The 18,780-nt window shown below is 70.7% G+C and carries 20 protein-coding genes and 1 tRNA gene; 13 read left to right on the forward strand and 8 right to left on the reverse strand.

The window, feature by feature from the left end:
• Nucleotide 1: 1 nt before the first annotated feature.
• Entirely contained in the window at nucleotides 2–1,723 is a 1,722-nt protein-coding gene (locus O0S08_RS22200; protein ID WP_269041209.1) for an alpha/beta hydrolase, read from the reverse strand.
• A 177-nt stretch (nucleotides 1,724–1,900) separates the two neighbouring features.
• Here O0S08_RS22200 and O0S08_RS22205 point away from each other — a divergent pair, with 177 nt between their 5' ends.
• Nucleotides 1,901–2,371, forward strand: coding sequence for a hypothetical protein (locus tag O0S08_RS22205; protein WP_269041210.1), 471 nt, complete (start codon nucleotides 1,901–1,903; stop codon nucleotides 2,369–2,371).
• Between the two features lie 66 nt (nucleotides 2,372–2,437).
• Here O0S08_RS22205 and O0S08_RS22210 read toward each other — a convergent pair whose 3' ends face one another.
• On the reverse strand, nucleotides 2,438–3,163 hold the full coding sequence (locus O0S08_RS22210) for a hypothetical protein (RefSeq protein WP_269041211.1): 726 nt from the start codon (nucleotides 3,161–3,163) through the stop codon (nucleotides 2,438–2,440).
• Nucleotides 3,164–3,608: 445 nt separating this feature from the next.
• Nucleotides 3,609–3,941: a hypothetical protein gene (locus O0S08_RS22215; protein ID WP_269041212.1), complete on the reverse strand. Its 333-nt coding sequence runs from the start codon at nucleotides 3,939–3,941 to the stop codon at nucleotides 3,609–3,611.
• Nucleotides 3,942–4,792: 851 nt separating this feature from the next.
• Between O0S08_RS22215 and O0S08_RS22220 the strand changes: the two genes are divergently transcribed.
• Together O0S08_RS22220 and O0S08_RS22225 are read left to right on the forward strand one after the other, a co-directional pair.
• Entirely contained in the window at nucleotides 4,793–4,927 is a 135-nt protein-coding gene (locus O0S08_RS22220; protein ID WP_269041213.1) for a hypothetical protein, read from the forward strand.
• A 147-nt stretch (nucleotides 4,928–5,074) separates the two neighbouring features.
• Nucleotides 5,075–5,425, forward strand: a complete 351-nt coding sequence (locus O0S08_RS22225) for a hypothetical protein (protein ID WP_269041214.1) — start codon at nucleotides 5,075–5,077, stop codon at nucleotides 5,423–5,425.
• 57 nt (nucleotides 5,426–5,482) lie between these two features.
• Here O0S08_RS22225 and O0S08_RS22230 read toward each other — a convergent pair whose 3' ends face one another.
• Entirely contained in the window at nucleotides 5,483–6,082 is a 600-nt protein-coding gene (locus tag O0S08_RS22230) for a hypothetical protein (RefSeq protein ID WP_269041215.1), read from the reverse strand.
• 931 nt (nucleotides 6,083–7,013) lie between these two features.
• Between O0S08_RS22230 and O0S08_RS22235 the strand changes: the two genes are divergently transcribed.
• The 4 genes from O0S08_RS22235 (at nucleotide 7,014) to O0S08_RS22250 (ending at nucleotide 9,094) form a co-directional block, all read left to right on the forward strand.
• A tRNA-Arg gene (locus O0S08_RS22235) sits at nucleotides 7,014–7,090 on the forward strand.
• Between the two features lie 663 nt (nucleotides 7,091–7,753).
• Entirely contained in the window at nucleotides 7,754–8,164 is a 411-nt protein-coding gene (locus tag O0S08_RS22240) for a hypothetical protein (RefSeq protein WP_269041216.1), read from the forward strand.
• 11 nt (nucleotides 8,165–8,175) lie between these two features.
• The gene (locus O0S08_RS22245; RefSeq protein ID WP_269041217.1) at nucleotides 8,176–8,823 is read left to right on the forward strand and encodes a DUF4013 domain-containing protein; all 648 of its coding nucleotides are present in this window, start codon (nucleotides 8,176–8,178) and stop codon (nucleotides 8,821–8,823) included.
• Between the two features lie 70 nt (nucleotides 8,824–8,893).
• Nucleotides 8,894–9,094: a hypothetical protein gene (locus O0S08_RS22250; RefSeq protein ID WP_269041218.1), complete on the forward strand. Its 201-nt coding sequence runs from the start codon at nucleotides 8,894–8,896 to the stop codon at nucleotides 9,092–9,094.
• Here O0S08_RS22250 and O0S08_RS22255 read toward each other — a convergent pair.
• Together O0S08_RS22255 and O0S08_RS22260 are read right to left on the reverse strand one after the other, a co-directional pair.
• A complete protein-coding gene (locus O0S08_RS22255; protein ID WP_269041219.1) occupies nucleotides 9,063–10,391 on the reverse strand; it encodes a hypothetical protein in 1,329 nt (442 codons plus the stop codon). The genes O0S08_RS22250 and O0S08_RS22255 overlap by 32 nt on opposite strands.
• Nucleotides 10,392–10,699: 308 nt before the next feature.
• Nucleotides 10,700–11,716 (reverse strand): serine hydrolase domain-containing protein, encoded by a 1,017-nt coding sequence (locus O0S08_RS22260; protein ID WP_269041220.1) that lies wholly within the window; start codon nucleotides 11,714–11,716, stop codon nucleotides 10,700–10,702.
• Between the two features lie 204 nt (nucleotides 11,717–11,920).
• Here O0S08_RS22260 and O0S08_RS22265 point away from each other — a divergent pair, with 204 nt between their 5' ends.
• On the forward strand, nucleotides 11,921–12,295 hold the full coding sequence (locus tag O0S08_RS22265; RefSeq protein WP_269041221.1) for a hypothetical protein: 375 nt from the start codon (nucleotides 11,921–11,923) through the stop codon (nucleotides 12,293–12,295).
• Between the two features lie 270 nt (nucleotides 12,296–12,565).
• Here the strand turns inward: O0S08_RS22265 and O0S08_RS22270 are convergent, their stop codons facing one another.
• The gene (locus tag O0S08_RS22270) at nucleotides 12,566–12,700 is read right to left on the reverse strand and encodes a hypothetical protein (protein WP_269041222.1); all 135 of its coding nucleotides are present in this window, start codon (nucleotides 12,698–12,700) and stop codon (nucleotides 12,566–12,568) included.
• 259 nt (nucleotides 12,701–12,959) lie between these two features.
• Here O0S08_RS22270 and O0S08_RS22275 point away from each other — a divergent pair, with 259 nt between their 5' ends.
• The 4 genes from O0S08_RS22275 to O0S08_RS22290 all read left to right on the forward strand — a co-directional run bounded on the left by O0S08_RS22275 (nucleotide 12,960) and on the right by O0S08_RS22290 (nucleotide 16,516).
• Nucleotides 12,960–13,337 (forward strand): hypothetical protein, encoded by a 378-nt coding sequence (locus tag O0S08_RS22275; RefSeq protein ID WP_269041223.1) that lies wholly within the window; start codon nucleotides 12,960–12,962, stop codon nucleotides 13,335–13,337.
• Between the two features lie 167 nt (nucleotides 13,338–13,504).
• The gene (locus O0S08_RS22280) at nucleotides 13,505–14,266 is read left to right on the forward strand and encodes a hypothetical protein (RefSeq protein WP_269041224.1); all 762 of its coding nucleotides are present in this window, start codon (nucleotides 13,505–13,507) and stop codon (nucleotides 14,264–14,266) included.
• Between the two features lie 272 nt (nucleotides 14,267–14,538).
• Nucleotides 14,539–15,987: an outer membrane protein assembly factor BamB family protein gene (locus O0S08_RS22285; RefSeq protein ID WP_269041225.1), complete on the forward strand. Its 1,449-nt coding sequence runs from the start codon at nucleotides 14,539–14,541 to the stop codon at nucleotides 15,985–15,987.
• A gap of 259 nt (nucleotides 15,988–16,246) precedes the next feature.
• Nucleotides 16,247–16,516, forward strand: coding sequence for a hypothetical protein (locus O0S08_RS22290; protein ID WP_269041226.1), 270 nt, complete (start codon nucleotides 16,247–16,249; stop codon nucleotides 16,514–16,516).
• A gap of 191 nt (nucleotides 16,517–16,707) precedes the next feature.
• On the opposite strand, the gene O0S08_RS22295 is transcribed toward O0S08_RS22290, so the two are convergent.
• Nucleotides 16,708–17,073, reverse strand: a complete 366-nt coding sequence (locus O0S08_RS22295) for a hypothetical protein (protein ID WP_269041227.1) — start codon at nucleotides 17,071–17,073, stop codon at nucleotides 16,708–16,710.
• Between the two features lie 346 nt (nucleotides 17,074–17,419).
• Here O0S08_RS22295 and O0S08_RS22300 point away from each other — a divergent pair, with 346 nt between their 5' ends.
• Entirely contained in the window at nucleotides 17,420–18,589 is a 1,170-nt protein-coding gene (locus O0S08_RS22300) for a metallophosphoesterase (RefSeq protein ID WP_269041228.1), read from the forward strand.
• Nucleotides 18,590–18,780 lie beyond the last annotated feature (191 nt).

Below are 18,780 nucleotides of genomic sequence, written 5' to 3' on the forward strand. Positions count from 1 at the left end.
GTCAGCGCGAGGCGCTCGCGCGGGCGCGCTGGAACCGGCGCCGGACCTCGTCGAGCCCGGCGACAGAATCGGGGCCCGGCGACGTCAGCGGCGCGGCGTTCTCCCACGCGTCGGCGGTGCCGAGCAGGCCCGCGGCGGTCGCCGGGTCGCCGTGAAAGTCGAGGGGCTCGATGTCGACGAGGCACGACGTGTCGACCGGCGCGAGCGGAGCTTCGACGAAGGCGGCGAACATCGACAGGCCGCACGGGGTGTGCGGCGCAGTCACGGTCGGGGTCCGGATCACGAGGGCGTGCGGCGCGTCCGGGACCGCCACGAAGGTCTGATGCGTCTGCGTGTAGTGAGGCGCGATCTCGTCGGCGAACTCGATCGGGGTCTGCGGATCGAGCGTGCCGTTCATCATCAGCATGGGGAACGCGACCGCCGGGTATCGGCCGACGTAGGCGTCCTGCGGGTAGCGCGGCCACTGCTCGTAGAGGGCGTACTCCGCCGCGACGTCGCCGCCCCAGAAGTACGCCTGTTCCTGCCTCGCGAGGGCGTCCGCGAGCGGGGGCAGCTCGGGCGTCATCATCTCGGAGATGGCGATGTGATTGCCCAGCACCTGCGACGACAGCAGGACGTCGGGAGGCGCGGTGGCCGGGTCGGGCGGCGCCGTGAGCGTGGCGAGGAGGTTGTGGAACACGGCGACGTCGTCCGCCTCGCAGCGGTTCCCGCGGTAGACGAGCGCGGGGATGAGGGGCCGGGTCTCGAGCGCGGCCAGGAACACGCCGAACAGCTGCTTGGCCATGGTGCGGGTGATGCCGGCCTCCGTCAGCCCCGCGCAGGTCCCGTCGTCGAGGCCGTCGAGGAACGCGCCCATCGCCGCGAGCGGATCGCCGCCCAGCTTCCCGGCGCAGAACTCGTCCGCCCCGCACGCCTCCATGAATTTGCGGCCGACCCGATCGACCCACGGGTCGAACTGATCGAGCGAGCACAGGCCGGCCTGACACAAGCTGTCGAGGGTGACCGAGGTCGGCTGCTCGGGGAACAGCTGCATGTATCTCTGGGCCCAGTAGGTGCCGTAGGAGACCCCGTACACGTGCACGTCCTGCTCCTGGCCGCGCGTCCACGCGATCAGGGCCCCGACGTCGCGCGCCGCGGCGGTCGTGTTGAAGTCCGCGAGCCCCTCGCCCCACGTCGCTTCGAGGTGCTCGATGCAGGCGGGCCACTCCGCAGGATCGATCATGTCGACGCCCGGCACCTCGTGATCGGGGCAGCCGAGTCGGGTCGAGCGGCCGACGCCGCGGTGATCGACGAGGTAGATGTCGCTCGCCGGCGAGAGCGCCTGCAGGGGCGCCGCCACCATTGCTTCAAAGGCGGCGCCGGATTGGCCAGGCCCGCCGCTGAGCAGCCAGACCTGCCGCGTCTTCGGCCCGCTGCCGGGGAGCCGCTTGACGAACAGCGCGATCGTCTCGCCCGCCGGATCGTCCCAGTCGCGCGGGACCTCGACGACCGCGCACTCCGCCTCCTCGCCCGCTCCGCCGGTGACCAGCGGGCACGGCTCCCACTCGAGCTCCGGAGCGACGCCGCCGGTGTCCTGCGTGTCGGTCCCGGTGTCACCGGTATCGTCGGTCACGACGGTCGCCCCGGTGTCGGTGTCGGTGTCGTTCTGCGCCTCCGCGCATCCACTCATCGCGGCGAGGCCGATGCCGGCCGCCGCCCATGACAACCACGAATGAAACGTCATGTCGTCCTCTCTGTCGCTGGACTGTGGTCCGCGGACGACCCGATGTCCGTCGTGAGATTGTCGCCGCTTGTAACCGTTCGTAACCACGCCCACCGCGCGCGGACTGCTTGGCCGCGCGCGTGCACCATTCTCCCCACGCGGCGCGAACGCTCGCTATGCTCCCCGCCACGAGGCGCGATGGGCAGCGACTACCAGCGAATCAAGGTCTCCGAGGTCACCGACGGACGCGTCGTCCTCGAGGTCACCGAGTACCACCCCGACATGGCCGCCATCGACTGGCTGTTGACCGGGAAGCGCAGCGACGGCGGGGCGGACGAGCCGCTGACGCCCCGCCCGATCCCGATCGCCATGGCCTCGCGGGCCCGTACCTTCGCGGCGCAGCTGCTCACCGACTACGGCGACAGCGACTTCAAGGCCGCCGCAGTGCGGCGATCGAACGAGGACGAGGACGGCCACCAGGCCGACACCTTCATCACCGACCTCGTCGTGCGCGCCGTGGAGCCGCTCGCGCGCGCCAACGGTCGCGGCTGGCTGTATCGCGCCACTCTGGCGATCGACCTCGTCGACCCGTCGCTGGCCCGCGGCTTCGAGGTCGGCGACAAGTACGTCGCCCGCGCTTGCCCGAACGGCGAGTGGTACCTCGAGTGATCGTCGCGGCGTCACCCGGCGCGCTCGTGAAGCGCCACGACGAGTGTGACTCGCAGTCGCCGTGCATCACTGCAGCGTCGCGTAGTCGAAGCCGGACTCCGTGATCAGCTGCACCCCCGGCGTCGTCTCGACGAGCGGCGTCTCGCAGCTCGCGTCGATCGCCGTCCGCCCGCCGTACAGCGGCCCGGGCGCCGAGAACGACGCGAACGCGCTGGTGTCGAGGCGCCCGGAGATCCACAGGGTCGCGCCGACGGTGGTCTTGACCACCACCAGCGGGCTGCTCGCGGCCGTCGACGCCTTGTTCCACGCCTCGCTCCACTTCGGCGTCGCCGAGCTCGCGCCGATCTGGACGTTACAGCTGGCGCGGCCGTCGTACAGGCCCGAGCCGTCCCAGTCGACCGTCAGCGCCGCGCGGAAGGTCAGCGTCACCGGCGTGTTCTTCGGCAGGGTGTCCGACGCGACGACGAAGCGGTCGACGAAGCGGCTGGACGTCGTCGCCGAGACCGCGTTCGGGAAGCTGGTCGCGTCGACGCGCTCGGCGACCGCGAGGTTGCGACTCGAGAGCGAGCCCAGGTCGGCCCACGCGAACGCATCGGCGTCGGAGTAGAGGATCTGCGTGTAGTAGAACGCCCAGGTGACGCCGGCGGGGTCGTGCTGCGCCTCGGTCGAGGTCTGGCCCATCAGCGGCCCGACGTAGGAGGCGCCCCCGCCCGGGGTCCCACCCGTCACCGCATGCGCGGTGACCGAGTAGTTCGGGCCCTGCGCCTGCGCCGGAGCAGCGACTGCGAGCATGGAGAGGCAAACCACTGTGGAGATCGTCAAGGAATCCATGCCCGGTTAGCGCCGACAGACGCTGCCGGGATCGGTGTCGGCCATGCCGGGGTAACGCACGTCGCGGGCAGTGAACCGATTTGTGGCGCGACCTACATGGGAAGCTCCACGACGACGCCGCCGCACCTGGTCTCGTCGGCCGGCGACACGTGTGCGTCTCGCGGCCCGCCGTCGACTGATCTGTCCCAAGAGACAGCACGCTCCGCGACTCGCCGCGCACCGCGTCGCATCGACGCAGGTGCACCGTCGAGTGATCTGTCCCGAGAGACAGCAATCGTCGCGATTCGCCGCGCACCCAGGTGCTTCGGCCCAGCCGCGCATTCTCCGTCTGAAGCGCGCGCGGCGACCTCTTGCGCCCGCGCCTGAGGCCGTGCACCACGCGGGTCCGGACGCACCGCGCCGGACGCTACGTCGCGCTCGCGCGCCCCGGGCCTGACGGACTGTTCGCGGCGACCGGCGATTGCGACCGCTCGCATCGACGGTCCCGCAGGACGATGCTGCGGACGGGCCCGCTCCTGTCGTCCTCGACGACCTCGTCCCAGGAGAAGAAGACCAGCTCGGGCTGCGGCCGGCGCGGGACGACGAGCTCGCCCCAGCGCGACAGCGTCGGCAGGGGCTCCTCCGCGGTCTCCGGGGCGAGTACGACGGCGATGCCGTTCGGGTCCTCGGCCGCGACGACGCCGCGACGGAGCGTTGCAGGGCCCTTGTAGACGTTTACGGGAGCTCCGATGGACTGCATGGTGATGCCGCCTGGAGGTTGGGGGTCAAGCCATCCGCGGACATGAACGGTGGAGCCAGGAGCGCTGCCAGGGTTGCTCGGCTCACCGTGTCGCATGAGAGTGATAGCTGGTCGGGCGACATCGGCCAGCCGACTTTGATCGGACGCACGGATCGCCCGAAACAGCGAACTGCAGCCTCTCCGCCGCGCCCGAGCCTGCTCGCTGCAGGCCGAGGCCGCAGCCAGCGCCGCTACCGCCGCGGACCTGATTCAAAGGACCTGTGGCAACGAAATCGACGCCCGGACACCTGTACGGCTCCTACCATGCCATTCATGCGCCTCATTCGCATCGACGCAGCCGTCGCAGAGCTCCGGCCGTCAGGCGAAGTCAAGCTCGTTCGTCATCGCCTGGCATGACCGGGCTCTGCGGTCCGATTCATCCGTGGGCGCCGCTGTACCGCCGTCCGCACGAGGGACGCAGCGCCGCTCCAGACCGCGCCACCTCGAACAGAAGCCCCGACTGCGTGAGCGCCCGACGCACCCCGCGTCCCGGTCGACGCCCGGGTCGTGCCTCATTGCACAATCATCACGATTCCCCCTCGTCCTATCATTCGAACCGCGCACGCGAGATTCGACGCTGTCGATACGGCGGCGCAGGGCGCCCCACCCGGCGTTCCAGCCTCATGGCGTGAGCGGCTCGGCCTCGCTTTGCGGTGCGCACGTACTGGCAACGCACTCGTCCTCCTCGCACACGTCGCCCTCCTCGCCGTCGACGACCCGGGTACGCCACAACGCGCCATCTCTGCGCCGTTCGTCGCCGTTGCGCGGAGTGTATGTCGTTCACGCTCGGTATTCACGCCGCGCATGGTTCGGTGCCCGCGTCGCTGCTGCACGCGACCGGTGGCCCGCGCGCCCATGGATCTGTCCCGGAGGACATCTCGATCCGCCGACTCGCCTCGTACGGCCACGACGACCTGTCCCTCGAGACAGCTCCATGTCCGCCGTGAGCCTCGTCCGCGGCGCCCCGTCGCGAATGAGGACCGGCGTGATGTCGCGCCAGGCCGATTCCTTCGCGCCGGGAACCCCCCGCTCGCGGTGCTGTCGAAGGCCGGCGTGTGCCGTCATCTCCGGGATGCGGCGCCGGAAGGATCGTCATGCGTCGGATCTTGATCGCGGCGTCGTGCGCGTCGTTCGCGTACGGTGCGTCCCTGTCCACCAGTCACGCCGCGCAGTCGGTGGCCGAATGCGTCCAGGTCCAGCCCGAGGCCGCGGCGCGCGGGATGTCGCTGCGGGTGCACAACCAATGTGATGTCACCGTCCGTTGCGAGCTGCGCTGGAGCGTGCGTTGCGAGGACGACACCGCGGAGACCCCGGCGCGACCGATGACCCTGGTGGTCCGCCTCGCGCCCGGCCACACGCGCGATCTACTGGCCTCCGGCGAAGCCTGCGGCGAGCGGATCTGGGAGATCGCCGACGACGCGTGGGAGTGCAAGGAGACGCGCTGAGCGGCTCGTGCCGGACGTTCCTCGAGCGAGCGCGAGGGCGTGAGTGCGGCCCGCGCGTCACTCGAGCGAACAGTTGATGAACCCCATCTCGAGCGGCCGGATCACGTCGAGCACCGTCGACGACAGCGAGTACGCGTCGATCGCCGGCGAGTTCAGCCGCATGAACTCGAGCGTCAGCGCGCGTCCGTTGGCCGGCGCCGTCACCAGCCTCAGGCACAGGTCGAGCGCCGCGCGGGCCTCCGCGTTCATCGCGATCGACACCTTGAAGGTCGGCGGCGAGAAGCTCCACTTGCCGCGCTCGCTGACCGTCACGCCGCTCGAGCTCTCGATCTCGAGCACATCCGAAGCGAACTTCGTCCCGAGCTGCGAGCTGTTGAAGCTCGAGCGCAGCTTCAGCGCGCCCGCGTCCTTGAACGTCACCATCAGGTCGCGCAGCTCGTTGGCCACCACCTTGGGCGGCAGCGTCGTCGACGGCGGCGGGGCTACGGGGGTCGGCGTCGCCCGGGGCCCCGGCAGCGACGGCCCCTGCGACGCCAGCTCCTTCTTCGACGGCTCCTTCTGCGCCGCCGACACGCTGTAGGACAGGACCATCGCCCCAGCGAGCGCGAGGGACAGGCCGAGGAGCATCGGGGCGAGGTGAGCGTGACGGTGCCGCATGCTCATTCGTTGTCCCAACTCCGGCCACCGCGATCAACGTGCGGATCCGCCCGATGTCTCCTGCACCCCGCTGCGCGCCGACGCGCCGCTACCGGCGTCCGCCTGAGTGCGCTGGTGCAGCTCGTGTGCGTCGATCCCACCGCGTGCAGCGTGCTCGACCCTATCGACCGCGCCGCTGCCTCACCCGACCCCTCATGTCGCCGCATGATCACGGCCGCGTGAACTTCTGGATCGCGGCTCGTCGCGAACGGAGCCCGGCGCACCCGCTCGCCGAGCTTGCGAGCGGGCAACGATCTCAGCGCCTCGCGGTGCGACGCTGCCGTCGCCGGTCGCCGCCACCACGCGCGGCGACTTCCATGCCCCCCGGCGAGCACCAGCATCCCCGCGCTGTCCCATGCGGCGGCCGTCGTCGCTCACGAGGCTGTCTTGACAAACATGCCCCTTGCGACCTGTCCTCATGAACAGCCAGAGAGTCGACCTCGCGTCCAGCCGGCCCTCCGGGCGGATCAACCTGTCCTGGCGGATAGGTTCAACCCGTCGCTGTCCGCGACCTCGCCTCTTTTCGCCACGCCGTGCTCGCTCCACGAAGCCGGGCACCCCGCGCAGGCGCTCGGGCCCTCGTGGGGGCCGACGTCGCGTCACCAGGCAAGAGCCGCGCAGCGCCGAGGTACGGGCCTGCGTCGCCAGAGTGACGCCGCGGCGCGGTCGGGCCGCAGGGCGGCGCGCACCGCGAGCGGCGAGACGAGCGCTTTCACACGACCCTGAGTCTCAGCCTCGCGCCCGTGTCGAGGTCGCCCGGCCGGTCGCCCTGGACGCCCTCCCTCGGCCGGACAGTGCGCGACCCAAGACCTCCCGCGGGGCTCCCCGCCGCCCTAGCGAGGCGCTTTCGGCCCTTGCAGAGACGAGGCACTTCGGCCACCCTCCCGGTCTCGCTCGCATAGCTCAGTTGGATAGAGCGACAGTTTCCTAAACTGTAGGTCGCAGGTTCGATCCCTGCTGTGGGCGCCAGGAGCCAGTCCCCTTCAAGGGGGCTGGACAGTTTGATCGAAGCGGCCGGGCTGGCTGGCCTGTTCGCCGAGATCCGCCCCGGTGAACGTCAGAGGTCTCGCACGTGACCGTCGGCGAATCCGCGGCGCTGTGGCTGGCCGACATGGAGTCGCGCACAGCCCCGCGTCCGGACGGACTCGCTCCGGAGGTCAAACGTCATCGCACGCAACGACCGCGAGCCGCCGCTGCCTGTGGACGAGGCCGACATGTCGCCGCTGCGGGAGGCGATCGACTTCCTCCTCGTCCAGCAGATCAGCGAGGGAGTCCACGACAGCGTGTCGGCGAGTCGCTCGCGTACTTCATCGCGCCCGGGGTTGTGGCGCGCCTGCGGCTGTTCACCGGCGCTCGTATTGGCGAGACCTGCCGAATCGCGGTCCGCGACTTGCGGCCCGAAGGTCGCGTCCACCTGCCCGAGGCGAAGACCACGTTTCGGGCGTCTTCAGCCTCAACGTGGTGTAGCTCGGATCGAGCGACGAGGTGGTGACCTCCCGCGAGGTCAACGGCGTCGCACGCCGAGATACCGCCAGCGCACGGCGACGCTCGCGTCCGTCACCAGGTTCGCGGAACCGATAAGCCTCGCAGTGTAAGAGCCTTCGCCGTGGGCGATCGAGCCGTGCGCCGCCGATGAAACTCGGTTGTTTGGCGATATCCCGCTCGGCGAACGCCACGACGATCACGTCAAGAGGGTGGTTTCACTTCCTCTCGCCGAAGCGCAACGCGAGCGAAGAAGACAAGGCCAACGAACTGAGCAAGGGCACCGCCTTCCTGCCCCTGCAGCGGCGCCGCTACGACCGCGGCCTGCGCACCAGCAGCGGCGGCAAGAAGAGGCCGCGTAGCGGCCGGGAGCGTGATCGACGGCGGCACTTGCTCCGCAGGTCGGGCCGTGGTCATCTGCCCCGGATGCTGCTGCCCGTCAGCTGGAGCGACTTCGTTCTCGTCGGGTTCATCGTCTTGTACGCGGTGGTTCAATGGGGCGCTGCACTCCAAGCGCTGGGCATCGTTGGCCTCGCCGCGCCCACCAAACGGAAGGTCTGAAGGTCCTTCGCATGCGCCGCCCCGCCCCCAGTCTCCGCGAGTGCTTCGCTTTCCCCATCAGCACCCCCGAGGGGCGGCGTGACGTGCTGCTCGGGGGTACGCTGCTTCTTCTCCCCCTGCTGGGCTGGATTCTCAACCTCGGCCACCGTCTGGATGTCGTCTACCGGGTCTATCACGACGAGCCGCCGTACTTCCGCGGCTTCGCGCCCTGGGGTCACACCTTGCGCCGAGGGTTCCGCGCCTTCGCGGCGATCACCGTCTACCTCATGCCCGCCATCCTCCTCGCGGGCGCGACCGCGGCCCTTCACTGCCATGCGCGCTCGGCCCTGATCTGGGTGACAGGCCCGCTCGCGCTCGCATGTTTCTTGATCGCGATCTATGCGCTGCCCGGCGGGATGACCTACAACGCAGCATTCAATGATCTCTCCTATCTGTACCGACCGGACAAGGCGTTGCGACGAGCGCTGGACGGCGGTTCCTCATACCTTCGCGCCTGGGCCATCGCCATCGCCGCCATGGCACTCACTCCGCTTGGCCTCCTCGCGCTCGGCGTTGGCTTCTTCTACAGCAGCGTGTGGGGCTGGAGCGTCGTCGGCTACGCATTCTCGCGCGCCCTCGTCCTCAAAGAAAGCTCCTCCGTCCGCCCGCCGCCTCCGTAACGGCTCTCCACGCCGCTCGCGGACGTAGCGGCGGGAGAGCCCCGCGGCACTCGGAGTAAGAGCCGCAAGCATGCTTCATCCTGGAGGCGAGCTGACCGTGCAGGACGCCACGCTCACCGACGAGGTGCTCAAGTTCGAGAGCAGGATGACCGCTTCCACGGCCGGCAAGAAGACGATCACCGGTGAGCTCGAGAGCGCCGTGTGTACTGATAATAACTGCGAAATCTTCAAGGAGGCGGTCAGCATCGAGGTCGACGTCGCCGCCCAGTAGCGCGACATGCTTCGTGGCGGAGACGGCGCGGACGGGCGAGCACGACGGCGAACAGGCCGATGAGGAGCAAGGCCGGGGTGGAGCCCTCACACGGGGCGCCGGTGCAGGCGCAGCCGTGTTCGACGAGCCCGTCGCCGCCGGCGCTCGTGCCTGAGCTGCTCGAATCTCCCGAAGTGTTCGAGTCGGTCGTGCTCGGAGGTTCAGAGCCGGTGGTCGGTGTCTCGGTCGGGTCGGTCGTCGTGGGCGGGACCGGGTCGGTCGTGGTGGTTGTGGTCGACGTGCTCGTCGCGCTGGTCGTCGTCCCGTCGGGAGGAGAGCCGGTCGAGTCGCCGCCGGTCGAGTCGCCGCCGGTCGAGTCGTCACCGGTCGAGTCGCCGCCGGTCGAGTCGTCACCGGTCGTGGTGTCGGGGTCGGGCGGAGGAGCGGGCAGCGGCGGAATCTGCATCGCGCTGCACGCACCGTCGCGGACGGTGTCCGCCGGGGTCCAGGTCGGCTCGCTGGTGACGCCGATGACGTCGCACTCGTCTGGTGGCTCTCCGGGCTCGAGCTGCGCGCGGCACAGCTTGCAGGCGCGGTGGGCGACCGGGGCCTCGTTCATCGCGGTGTCGAAGGTCCGCACAGTGATGCAGACGTCGTGCAAGGGGTCGTTCTCGGCGGCCCATGCGACCTCCCGCGGCAGCCGGACGTGCTGCTGCGAGCCGGCCATGATCGTGAACACCAGTTCGCCGTCGGTGTCGTCGCCGGTGTCGTTGAGGAAGATGTTGTGCACGACCGGGCTGCCGTCGTCCTGCGCGCCGCCGACGAGGTGGACCCAGTAGTTGAGCGTCCAGTTGCCGTTGCTGCAGCTGTCGCCGCAGCTGGGGACCAGGAAGTCGTGGAGGTCGACGCTGAGGTCGGTCAGCGGCGCGGGAGGGTTCGTGTCGCGGAGACCCGCGGTGTAGACGAGGGAAGGCTCGCCCTTGATGAGGAACGAGACCATCGCGCCGATGTTCGGCTCCGGCTCGACGCGGAAGACGCCGACCGGGAACGTGGCCCTGCCGTTCGTCTTCTCGGGACCGCTCAGCTCGGCGACCTCGACGACGTTCACGACGTCGCCGTCGACCATGGCGGAGTTCGGGTTCGCGCCGAAACCGGTGATCCGCACCGCGGCGTTGCGCGGCAGCACGGAGCCGGACGGCGGGAAGGCGACGGTGTCCGGAAAGTCGGGCTCGCAGGCCCGCGCCGGGGACGGTGCAGCCGCCCAAAGAAGCGGCGCGACCGCGACCAGGGGAGCGATGATAGGGCGAGCACGGAGCATCGTGATGGTTATCATGGCCCACTCGGTATCGATCCGTCGCAGCGGCTAGCGAGGCCGGGACCGGACGCCCGCCCTCGTCGACCCCGAGCGGGGCTCGTTCCCCCGCCGACCATCATGCGCGCCCGGTCAGGGCGACCACTGGCGAACGCCATGGCGCGACCACCGAGTGACCGCAGGCGCCTGTTCAGCCAACGCCGGGCGGCCTGCCGCGCCCGCTCGGCGCCTCGGCGGCATCACGCTGGCCGACGGCGCCGCCGACCTCGAGCGTCGCGCCAAACGCGTAGCGAAGAAGGCCGCCCCACTCGGCGTCACGCCACCGCGAGCAGGGCCTGCAGGATCGCCTGCGAGCGGCGCTGGCCGTAGCCGCGCCCGTAGGCCCGGCTCGTGATGGCGATTACCAGGTCCAGCGCCGGCACCACGTAGATCTTGTTGCCGCCGTTGCCCGAGGCGAAGCTTACGCGCACCGGCCCGCCGCGCGCTGCGTGCGTGGCGTGGTACCAGTACAGGCCGTAGTGCGAGGCGTAGGGATCGGCGTCGCCGATGTCGACAGCGGGTTGCAGCGTGCGGTCGATCCAGTCGCGGCCGATCACGCGCGTGTCGTCGTGTTTGCCGCCGTCCAGCAGTAGACGGCCGATGCGCACCATGTCGTCCACGGCGAGCGAGAGATTGCCCTGGCCCTTCGCGTTTCCGGCCGCGTCGCGTGCCCAATGCCAGCGCGTGATGCCGAGCGGTGCGAACAGGGCGTCGCCTGCGAAGGCTTCGAGGTCCTGTCCGCAGGCCTGTTGCACGACGAGGCCGGCCACGTAGGCGGCCAGCGAGTTGTAGCGGTAGTGCAGGCCCGGCGCCGTGGCCCGCGGCACCGACCAGGCGAAGGCCACCGGATCGGGTGCGGCATCCATGCGATCCTCGTGGCCGGGCGAGGCGGGATCCTCGTCGAAGGCGTCGACGCCGCTGCGCATGTCGAGCAGATCGCGCAGCGGCACATCGGCAAAGGCGCTGCCGCGCGAGGCCGGGAGGTAGCGCTGCACGGGATCGGCGGGATCGCGCAGCATGCCGCGATCGAAGGCCGCGCCGGCCAGCAGCGAGGTGATGCTCTTGCCGGCGGAGCGCACGTCGTGCAGCTCGTCGGCACGCGCGCCGTTGTAGGTGCGCAACGCGACGCGTCGCCGGCCGCGGTGCACGCTGACGGCGCGCAAGTCGGCGTGTTCGTCGTGGTCGAGGCCGGCGAGCACGTCGTCGAACCGGCCCGCAGCGCGCGATGGCGTCCCGAGCGCTGGGGTGCAGGCGAGCAGGGGCAGGGCGTGGAGCAGGTCGCGGCGGCGCATGGGCATCGCTGTCGAGGGTCCTGCCCCTTGAATGCGCCCGCAAGCGGCGCCGGCGCGGGCCTGCTCACCTGCGAATTCGACGTGGTCCTCGCGGCTCGCTCGGGTCGCCCACGGGCCCTCGCCCCCCTCACCATCGCGTCGCCGCTGCGCGACCGGCAGCGGTGGCCGCTGCGAGGCGCGGCCGTCTGCTAGGATGGAACGCAGATGCCGCGCCGGACCGATTTCCCCTGCTGCCCGAACGGCTCGCACTATTCGTGCTGGTACGCGCATTTCGTCTACAAGCCGCAGTTCGCGTGCTTCGGCTGTCGCAAGGCGTTCAAGCGGAGGTTGCAGGCCGACGTCGATCCGGACGGCGAGTGGCGAGCGCCGCGCTGCCCCGAATGCGGCGGCGACGTGGTGTCCATGGGCGTCGGGTTCCGACCGCCGCGGCGCCAGCAGGTCGGGCAATGGCGCCGCCTCGCCGCGCTGGCGGCCGAAGGCGCGACGTTCCTGTGCTGCGGCGGCGCCAGGCAGCCGCGCAGCGCCCTCGACTTCCAGCAATTCATGGCGCAGCGGTGGCGCCGCGGCAAGGTCCGCTGATGGATGGCGATCGCGTCGCCCTTGCAGCTCCCCGTCTGCCGATCGCAGCTCGCCGACGGCCGCCCTCCGACCAATACGGGTAGACTCCGGCGAATCCGCGGACTCGTCGGAGTAAGCCAATCTTCGCGCTGTCACCCTGGTCCGGTCGCATGCAGCGATACAGACCTCGGGTCCGGATCACCGCGACGATTCTCGATCGCCGCCGCGCCCGCCGATTCCGTCCTGACCGCGCTCCCGGCCGAATCCCGCCGCGAGCACGTCGGCGACGGTTCAGTTGGCCTGACCGTCGCCGGCGTCGTCGCCCTCGCAGGGCCCCGACTCCGCGCCGTCGGTCCCGTAGCAGCGCCCCTCGACCTCGTCGTACACCAGTTCGGGGAGCCTCTTGAGCTCCGACGGGCCCCTCATGTTCGATGCCGTCGCTACGAGACTCTCCCGTGGGCTCGCCCAAGCCTCGACGAGGCCGGGCCGCAAGGGCGCACGAGGCTCGACCCGTGCCGCTTCCCCTGCATGGAAGGCCCGCCGGCTGAACTCCGGACGGGCCTTCTTGTGTGCCAGGCTGGCTCTGAGCTGCCCCATCGGATATCTTCGGCGCCAGGGCCTTCGCGCCCAACGGACGCCCGCGGATCTCTCTTTCACAACAGATCGCGGCTCTCGGAAAGATCCAATGCACCTACCTCGTTCGCTCCTCTTCGTCCCATTCGTCCTCGCCCTCCTCGGCGGTTGCCGTCACAGCACCACCCCCTCTCTCGTCGTCGACGGCTTCACCCTCAATCCCGACCCGTGGCTGGAGGATCGACAGGCCATCGCCCAACGAGCCAGCTTCGACCTCAACTGCGCCGCCGACAAGCTCGCCCTCACGGTCCTCGCCGTCGGCGGCAACGGCATGTTCTTCGACGACTGGGCCACCCAGGTCGGCGTCTCGGGTTGCGACCAGCGCGTCGTCTACATCCGCACGCCTCAGGGCTGGATCGCCAACATCGCCCGGACCGACGCCGCCCAGCCGCCCCCGTCGGCCCCGGCTCCGCCGCCTCCGGTGCCCTGAGCCGCTCCCCGCGCAGCGACTTGCGACTCGGCACCTCCGGGCGCGAGAACCCCTTGAGTGTCCCCGGCCGGCCGGGCCCCCGATCGGGTCGGTACCGCGCAGCAGGCCGGGCGAGCGCGCGATCGACGAGTTTCACAGAATTGTCGCGCGCCGGGAAACCACCAAGCATGCAACCTTACCGCCTCACGCAGGCCGTCTCCATCCCGGTTCTCCTCCTCCTCGGTTGTAACCCGCCCCTCCAGGGCGACCTCGGCGAGTACACCGACGGCTCGACGAGGGACATCGAGACCGGCTGCGGCGACGCGGACCCTGCGAGTTGGGTGCCGACGAGCTTCACCTTCGACCCACCGCTCCTCGACACCAGCTTCGCCGGCGAGTGCTCGATCTCCGTCCTCGAGTCGTCCTCGGACAGCGTCGACCTCTCGCTCGCTTGCGGTGAGCAGGCCGTCCAGCTCCACATCCCGCTCGACGGGCCGCTCGGGCCGGTCGTCGCCCCCGGCGACACCGTGATGCTCGACTACCGCTCCGAGAACAACTGGGGTCTCGACGAGTGGTACACCCTCCGCCGGCCCTCCGCCGACGCGACCCTGTTACTCGCCGGGATGCAGGGCGACTCGCTGGAGCCGCCAGGCCCGCAAGGTTTCTTCGCGCCGCTCACCCTGGCCGTGCTCGCGGACGTGTGCCCGAAGCCGGTGCATTGCGAGGCCCCGGGCGAGGACCTGGCCGTCGAGTTCACCTACGGTGCCGCCGCAGCCGGGGTGTTCCCCGGGCATCATGCGCTGCTCGGCGACCCGGTGAACTACCGCGTCGCCGTCAGCCTGGCCAGCGAGAATCACTGGGGCCTGCCCCCCAGCCAGGGCGACCAGTGCTCGTTCGCTGACGGCTCGTCGACGTACTTCAGCGTCAGCATCCAGCACCAGCCGGGCTGATCCTGGGTCGCGCCCCGGTAACGATCGCTCCGCGCAACGAGGCGGTGGACGACGAAGCCGAGGGCGAAAGCGATCGGAGCGCGTCGATGCGTCCTGTCTCGGCCTCGCCTGCGCGTGCGATCGCGGCTGCCAGGCGCGCGCCGCTGCGGCACCATTACGGCGTGCAGCCGCGCCTCGCTCCCGTCCTCGCGCTCGGTCTCGCCTGCACCGCGCGGCCCGCCCCCGAGTCGCCGGCGCCTGCGGCCAGACCCGAGAGCCATGTCTCTCAGAACATGCCCGAAAAGTCAGCCATGCTCGAGGCCGGCGACCTCCCACCACCCGCTCCGGCCAGGGCCGAGCCGGAGACCCCGCCGCTGGCCCCGCTGGTCGTCGGCTCTGGCGCCCGGGTCGTCCTCGAGGTGCGCGGCTGGGAGGTCACCGCCCTGCCCGACCGCGTCGTCGTGCTGGCCGACGACTTCCTCCACCTCGGCGGCTACGATCCGCTCACCGGCGCCGAGCAGTGGCGGATCAAGGCCCAGGAGCGGGCCAGCGGCATGCACACGCTCTACCCGCTCGGCGAGCGGGTGCTCCTGCACGCTGGCCCCGACCTGATCGTCGTCGACGCCAAGAACGGCGCGGTGATCGGCCGTCACCCAGCCGGCGGCTTCAACGGCGGCGACGACAAGTGCCACCTGAGCCTGATGCAGGGCCTCGATCACCGCTCGCGGCAGTACCTCACCTACGCGCCCGCGACCAGCGTGTGCGCGACCTCCTGCGAGTGCAGCTTCGTGCTGTTCCGCTGCGACACCGGCGAGCAGTACGGCACGCGCATGCACGGCAGCATCAGCCACGTCTATCACAGCCTCCGCGAGCCGCACGACAACGTCTGCTGGACCCCGCCGCGGCTGCTCGGCCGCGTCAAGGGCCGCACCCTGCTGGCGCTCGAGCAGGACGGCGGCCGCGGCTACGTCGCCAGCGCCGTCGACGACGCCGGCAAGACGCTGTGGCGCCGCCCCGAGCTCGGCGAGGCGATGCCCCGTTTCCGCCCGGTCGACGGTGACGCCGCGAGCGACACCTGCTGGTCCCTCGACGAGGTGGAGATGACCGTGTGGACATGCTCCACCGGACAGATTCGCTGGCGCGCGCGTTGGCCCGAAGAGAGCGCCTACGTCCGCACCGACGCGCGCGCGCTCGGCGATCGCGTGCTGATCCGCCGCCGCTCCACGAGCGCCAGCACGGCCGAGCTGCGCGAGCTCGCCCGCGGCAAGACGCTGTGGCGACGCGAGCTCGCCCCCGATCGCGTCGCCATCACGCCCGGCGAGGATCCTGCCGAGCTCACGTGGGACACCCCGGTCACCTATGCCTGGCTCGACCCGGCCACCGGCAAGCCGCTCCGCGAGCTGGCGATCGCCAAGGACCACGCCCTGATCCGCGACCCCCGCGGCGGCTACCTCCGGATCGGCGGCACCGATCACACCGAGATCGACCGCGACGGGCGCCCGCTCAAGACTGTCCCGAAGGACATCCGCAAGGCGAGCCACATCGGCGAGCGCCTGCTCACCGTGAGCGACGAGCAACAGCTCGTCGTCCTGCGCCGCCCCGAGCTCGCGCCGGTGCTCACCACCAGCGGCAACTTCTACCCCGACGAGGCGACCGCCGCGCTCGGCCCGGCAGCGCTCCTGCTGATCGAGCACCGCGGTAGCGAGCCGCTGCGCCTCGTCCTCGTGCGCGCGATCGACTGAGCGGCTCGCCGCCCGCGGGACGCATCTCCGCGCCTGGGCACGCTTCTCGGCGGAACACGAAGGTCCGGAAACGAACCTCGCAGATCCCCGACCTCCGGCGGCCGCCCATGGCCACGCTCCGCGGACGTTTGGAGACGCACGACCCGGCAATGGAACGCGGCACCGGTCGCAGCCGTCGAGCGAGGCGTGGAGCTCCCAACCTCAGCCCGTCCGATCCGGATTCACCTCGCACTGCGGAGACCGGCGTACGACCGTCGTGATGCGCTACGAGGTGGTCCAGGTGCTCTCGGGGACTTATCCCGCGCGAGAGCTCTACGCCGCTCATCATTGCCCCGAGCTGATCCCCACGCGCTGCCGGGACGTCGCCGGCGGTCCGATCGAGCAGTTCGAAGCGGGCGCGGTCCACCACCTCCGGCTCGACCGAAAGAGCAGCACCAGGACCCTCACCGATGCATTCTCCGACAAGAGCCTCCCGCGCTACGTCGTGGGCTGCGCCAATCTCTCGCAGTCGAGCGAACCAGTCGGGTGACCGCTCCCAGCCCTCGGCGATGCTCTCGGTGCTCCGCAGCGCAACGACCGTCCCCTGGCGTCTAGCGAGAGACTTCCTGGCGCGACGGACCGGAGCATGCGGGGCTCAGCGAGGCTTACAGCGGACCGCATGAGTCTGCGGTCCGGAGGTCGACTGCTCCATCGAGCGGTGAGCGGCGGCAGGCCACGCGCTCATGACGGTCGACGAGCGGATGCGTTCGGCTGGGCCGGGGCTGCAACCGAGGTCGCAGCCGCCGGCAAGCCTTCCTGCGCCGCCGACCGCGCCTGGGTGACCTCTCGCAACGCGGCGATCAACGGCTCGACGTCGTCGAGCGAGACCTGAGCGTCCGCGGGCGACCGCTGGCGGATCCGCAGCAACTTGTCGCGACGCGACAGAATCGTCTCGAGCATCGGTCCCAGGTCGGCTGCCGCGAACCAGCTGTCGGTAAGGTGCATCGACCCGAGGGGCGCGACCAGGAATTCGCCCTCGCGGCGCCACCCGAGCGCCTGCAGTCGGCGGCGCAGCCGGGCCCCCTGGGCCTCTTCCGTGTCGGCCATCCCCCTCGACTGTACTCCGAGGACGTCTCGAGCGCCGGCCTCGTCGAGCTGAAGCAGCCAAGTCTGCTGAAGTTGCTCGCCGGCTCGCGGCCGCTGGACGACCTCACCGCCGCACCGTCGCCGCGCTCACCCGGAAGAAGACGCGCAAGCTGCGGCTGGCCCGGCAGCAGCTGGGCTCTGCGCGGGCCTCTCCGCGCCGCGCGCCTCCGGGCCGGCACCAGGTGCCTGTCCCTTGGACCATGTTGGCCCCGACGACCTCCCCACCCCGGCGCGCGCACCCGTGCGCAGCCTCCGCAGGGGCAGACGCGCGTCGGATCTGGCCGCCGCCCTGCTAAACCAGCAACCGATGTCGGTCAGCCGGATGCTCGTGTTCCTCGGGCTCGTCCTCGCCGTGTCCGCGGGGATTCACTACTACCTCTGGGCCCGGCTCGTGCGCGACATCGGCTGGCCTGCGCCCTGGGGTCGGGTCCTCGGCTGGGGCGTCCTGGCGCTCGCCGTCGCCTTCCCGCTGTTCCAGCTGGCCGGGCGGTCGCTCCCGCGGGAGGTCGCCAGCCCGATCTCCTGGGTCGTCTACAGCTGGCTCGGCCTGATGTTCCTCCTGTTCGTCCTGCTGATCCCGGCGGACCTCGTCCGCGGGGTCGCGTGGCTGATCGAGCGGCTCGCGGGGACCCCGGCCGATCCGGCGCGGCGGCAATTCCTGGCCCGGCTGTTCGGCGGTCTCGTCGGCGCCGGCGCGCTCGGGGCCGCCGGCTACGGCATCTGGTCGGTCATGCGGCCGATCGCGGTCAAGCCGGTCAAGGTCCCGCTGGCCAACCTCCCCGATCCGTTCGCCGGCTTCGTCATCGCCCAGATCACCGACGTGCACGTCGGCCCCACCATCGGCCGCGCCTTCCTGGAGGAGTTGGTCGAGAAGACCAACGCCATGCAGCCCGACGTCGTCGCCATCACCGGCGACCTCGTCGACGGCACCGTCGCCCGTCTCGGTCCGCTGCTCGAGCCGCTCTCGCGGCTCAAGGCCCGGCACGGGGTCTACTTCGTCACCGGCAACCACGAGTACTTCTCCGGCGCGGCCGAATGGGTCGCTCACCTCGCCACCCTCGGAGTGCGGGTCCTGCGCAATGAGCGGGTCAGCATCGAGAAGGACGGCGCCGCGCTGGACCTGGTCGGCATCGACGACCCCACCGGCGGCAACTTCTTGCCCGACCACGGCCCCGACCTCGCAGGGGCGCTGGCCGGCCGCGATCCCTCGCGCCTGCTCCTCCTCCTCGCCCATCAGCCGCGCCAGGTCCACGAGGCCGCGGAGCACGGCGTCGCCCTGCAGCTGTCGGGGCACACCCACGGCGGCCAGATCTTCCCCTTCAACTTCCTCGTGCCGCTGCAGCAGCCGTTCGTGGCCGGGCTTCACCGCGTCCGCGACACCGCCATCTACGTCAGCCGCGGCACCGGTTACTGGGGCCCGCCGATGCGCGTCGGCGCGCCGGCCGAGCTGACCCGGATCGAGCTCGCCCGCGCGTGAACGTCCATGGGGGCCAGAGGCCTCACCCTCGGTCCAGGCCGAGATCGCTTGCTTGGAATTGCGGCAACCCAGGCGGAGGCCCCGCTTGTCAGCGTCCTGAGCCGCCTGGGTCCAACAGGCCGCAAGGGGGCAAATGTCCCACATTCGGGTGTGCGGCGTTGTTCGCACCCCCCGTGATCCGGTCGACCCCG

It is taken from the genome of Nannocystis punicea (assembly GCF_026965555.1).
Classification (GTDB): Bacteria; Myxococcota_A; Polyangia; order Nannocystales; family Nannocystaceae; genus Nannocystis; species Nannocystis punicea.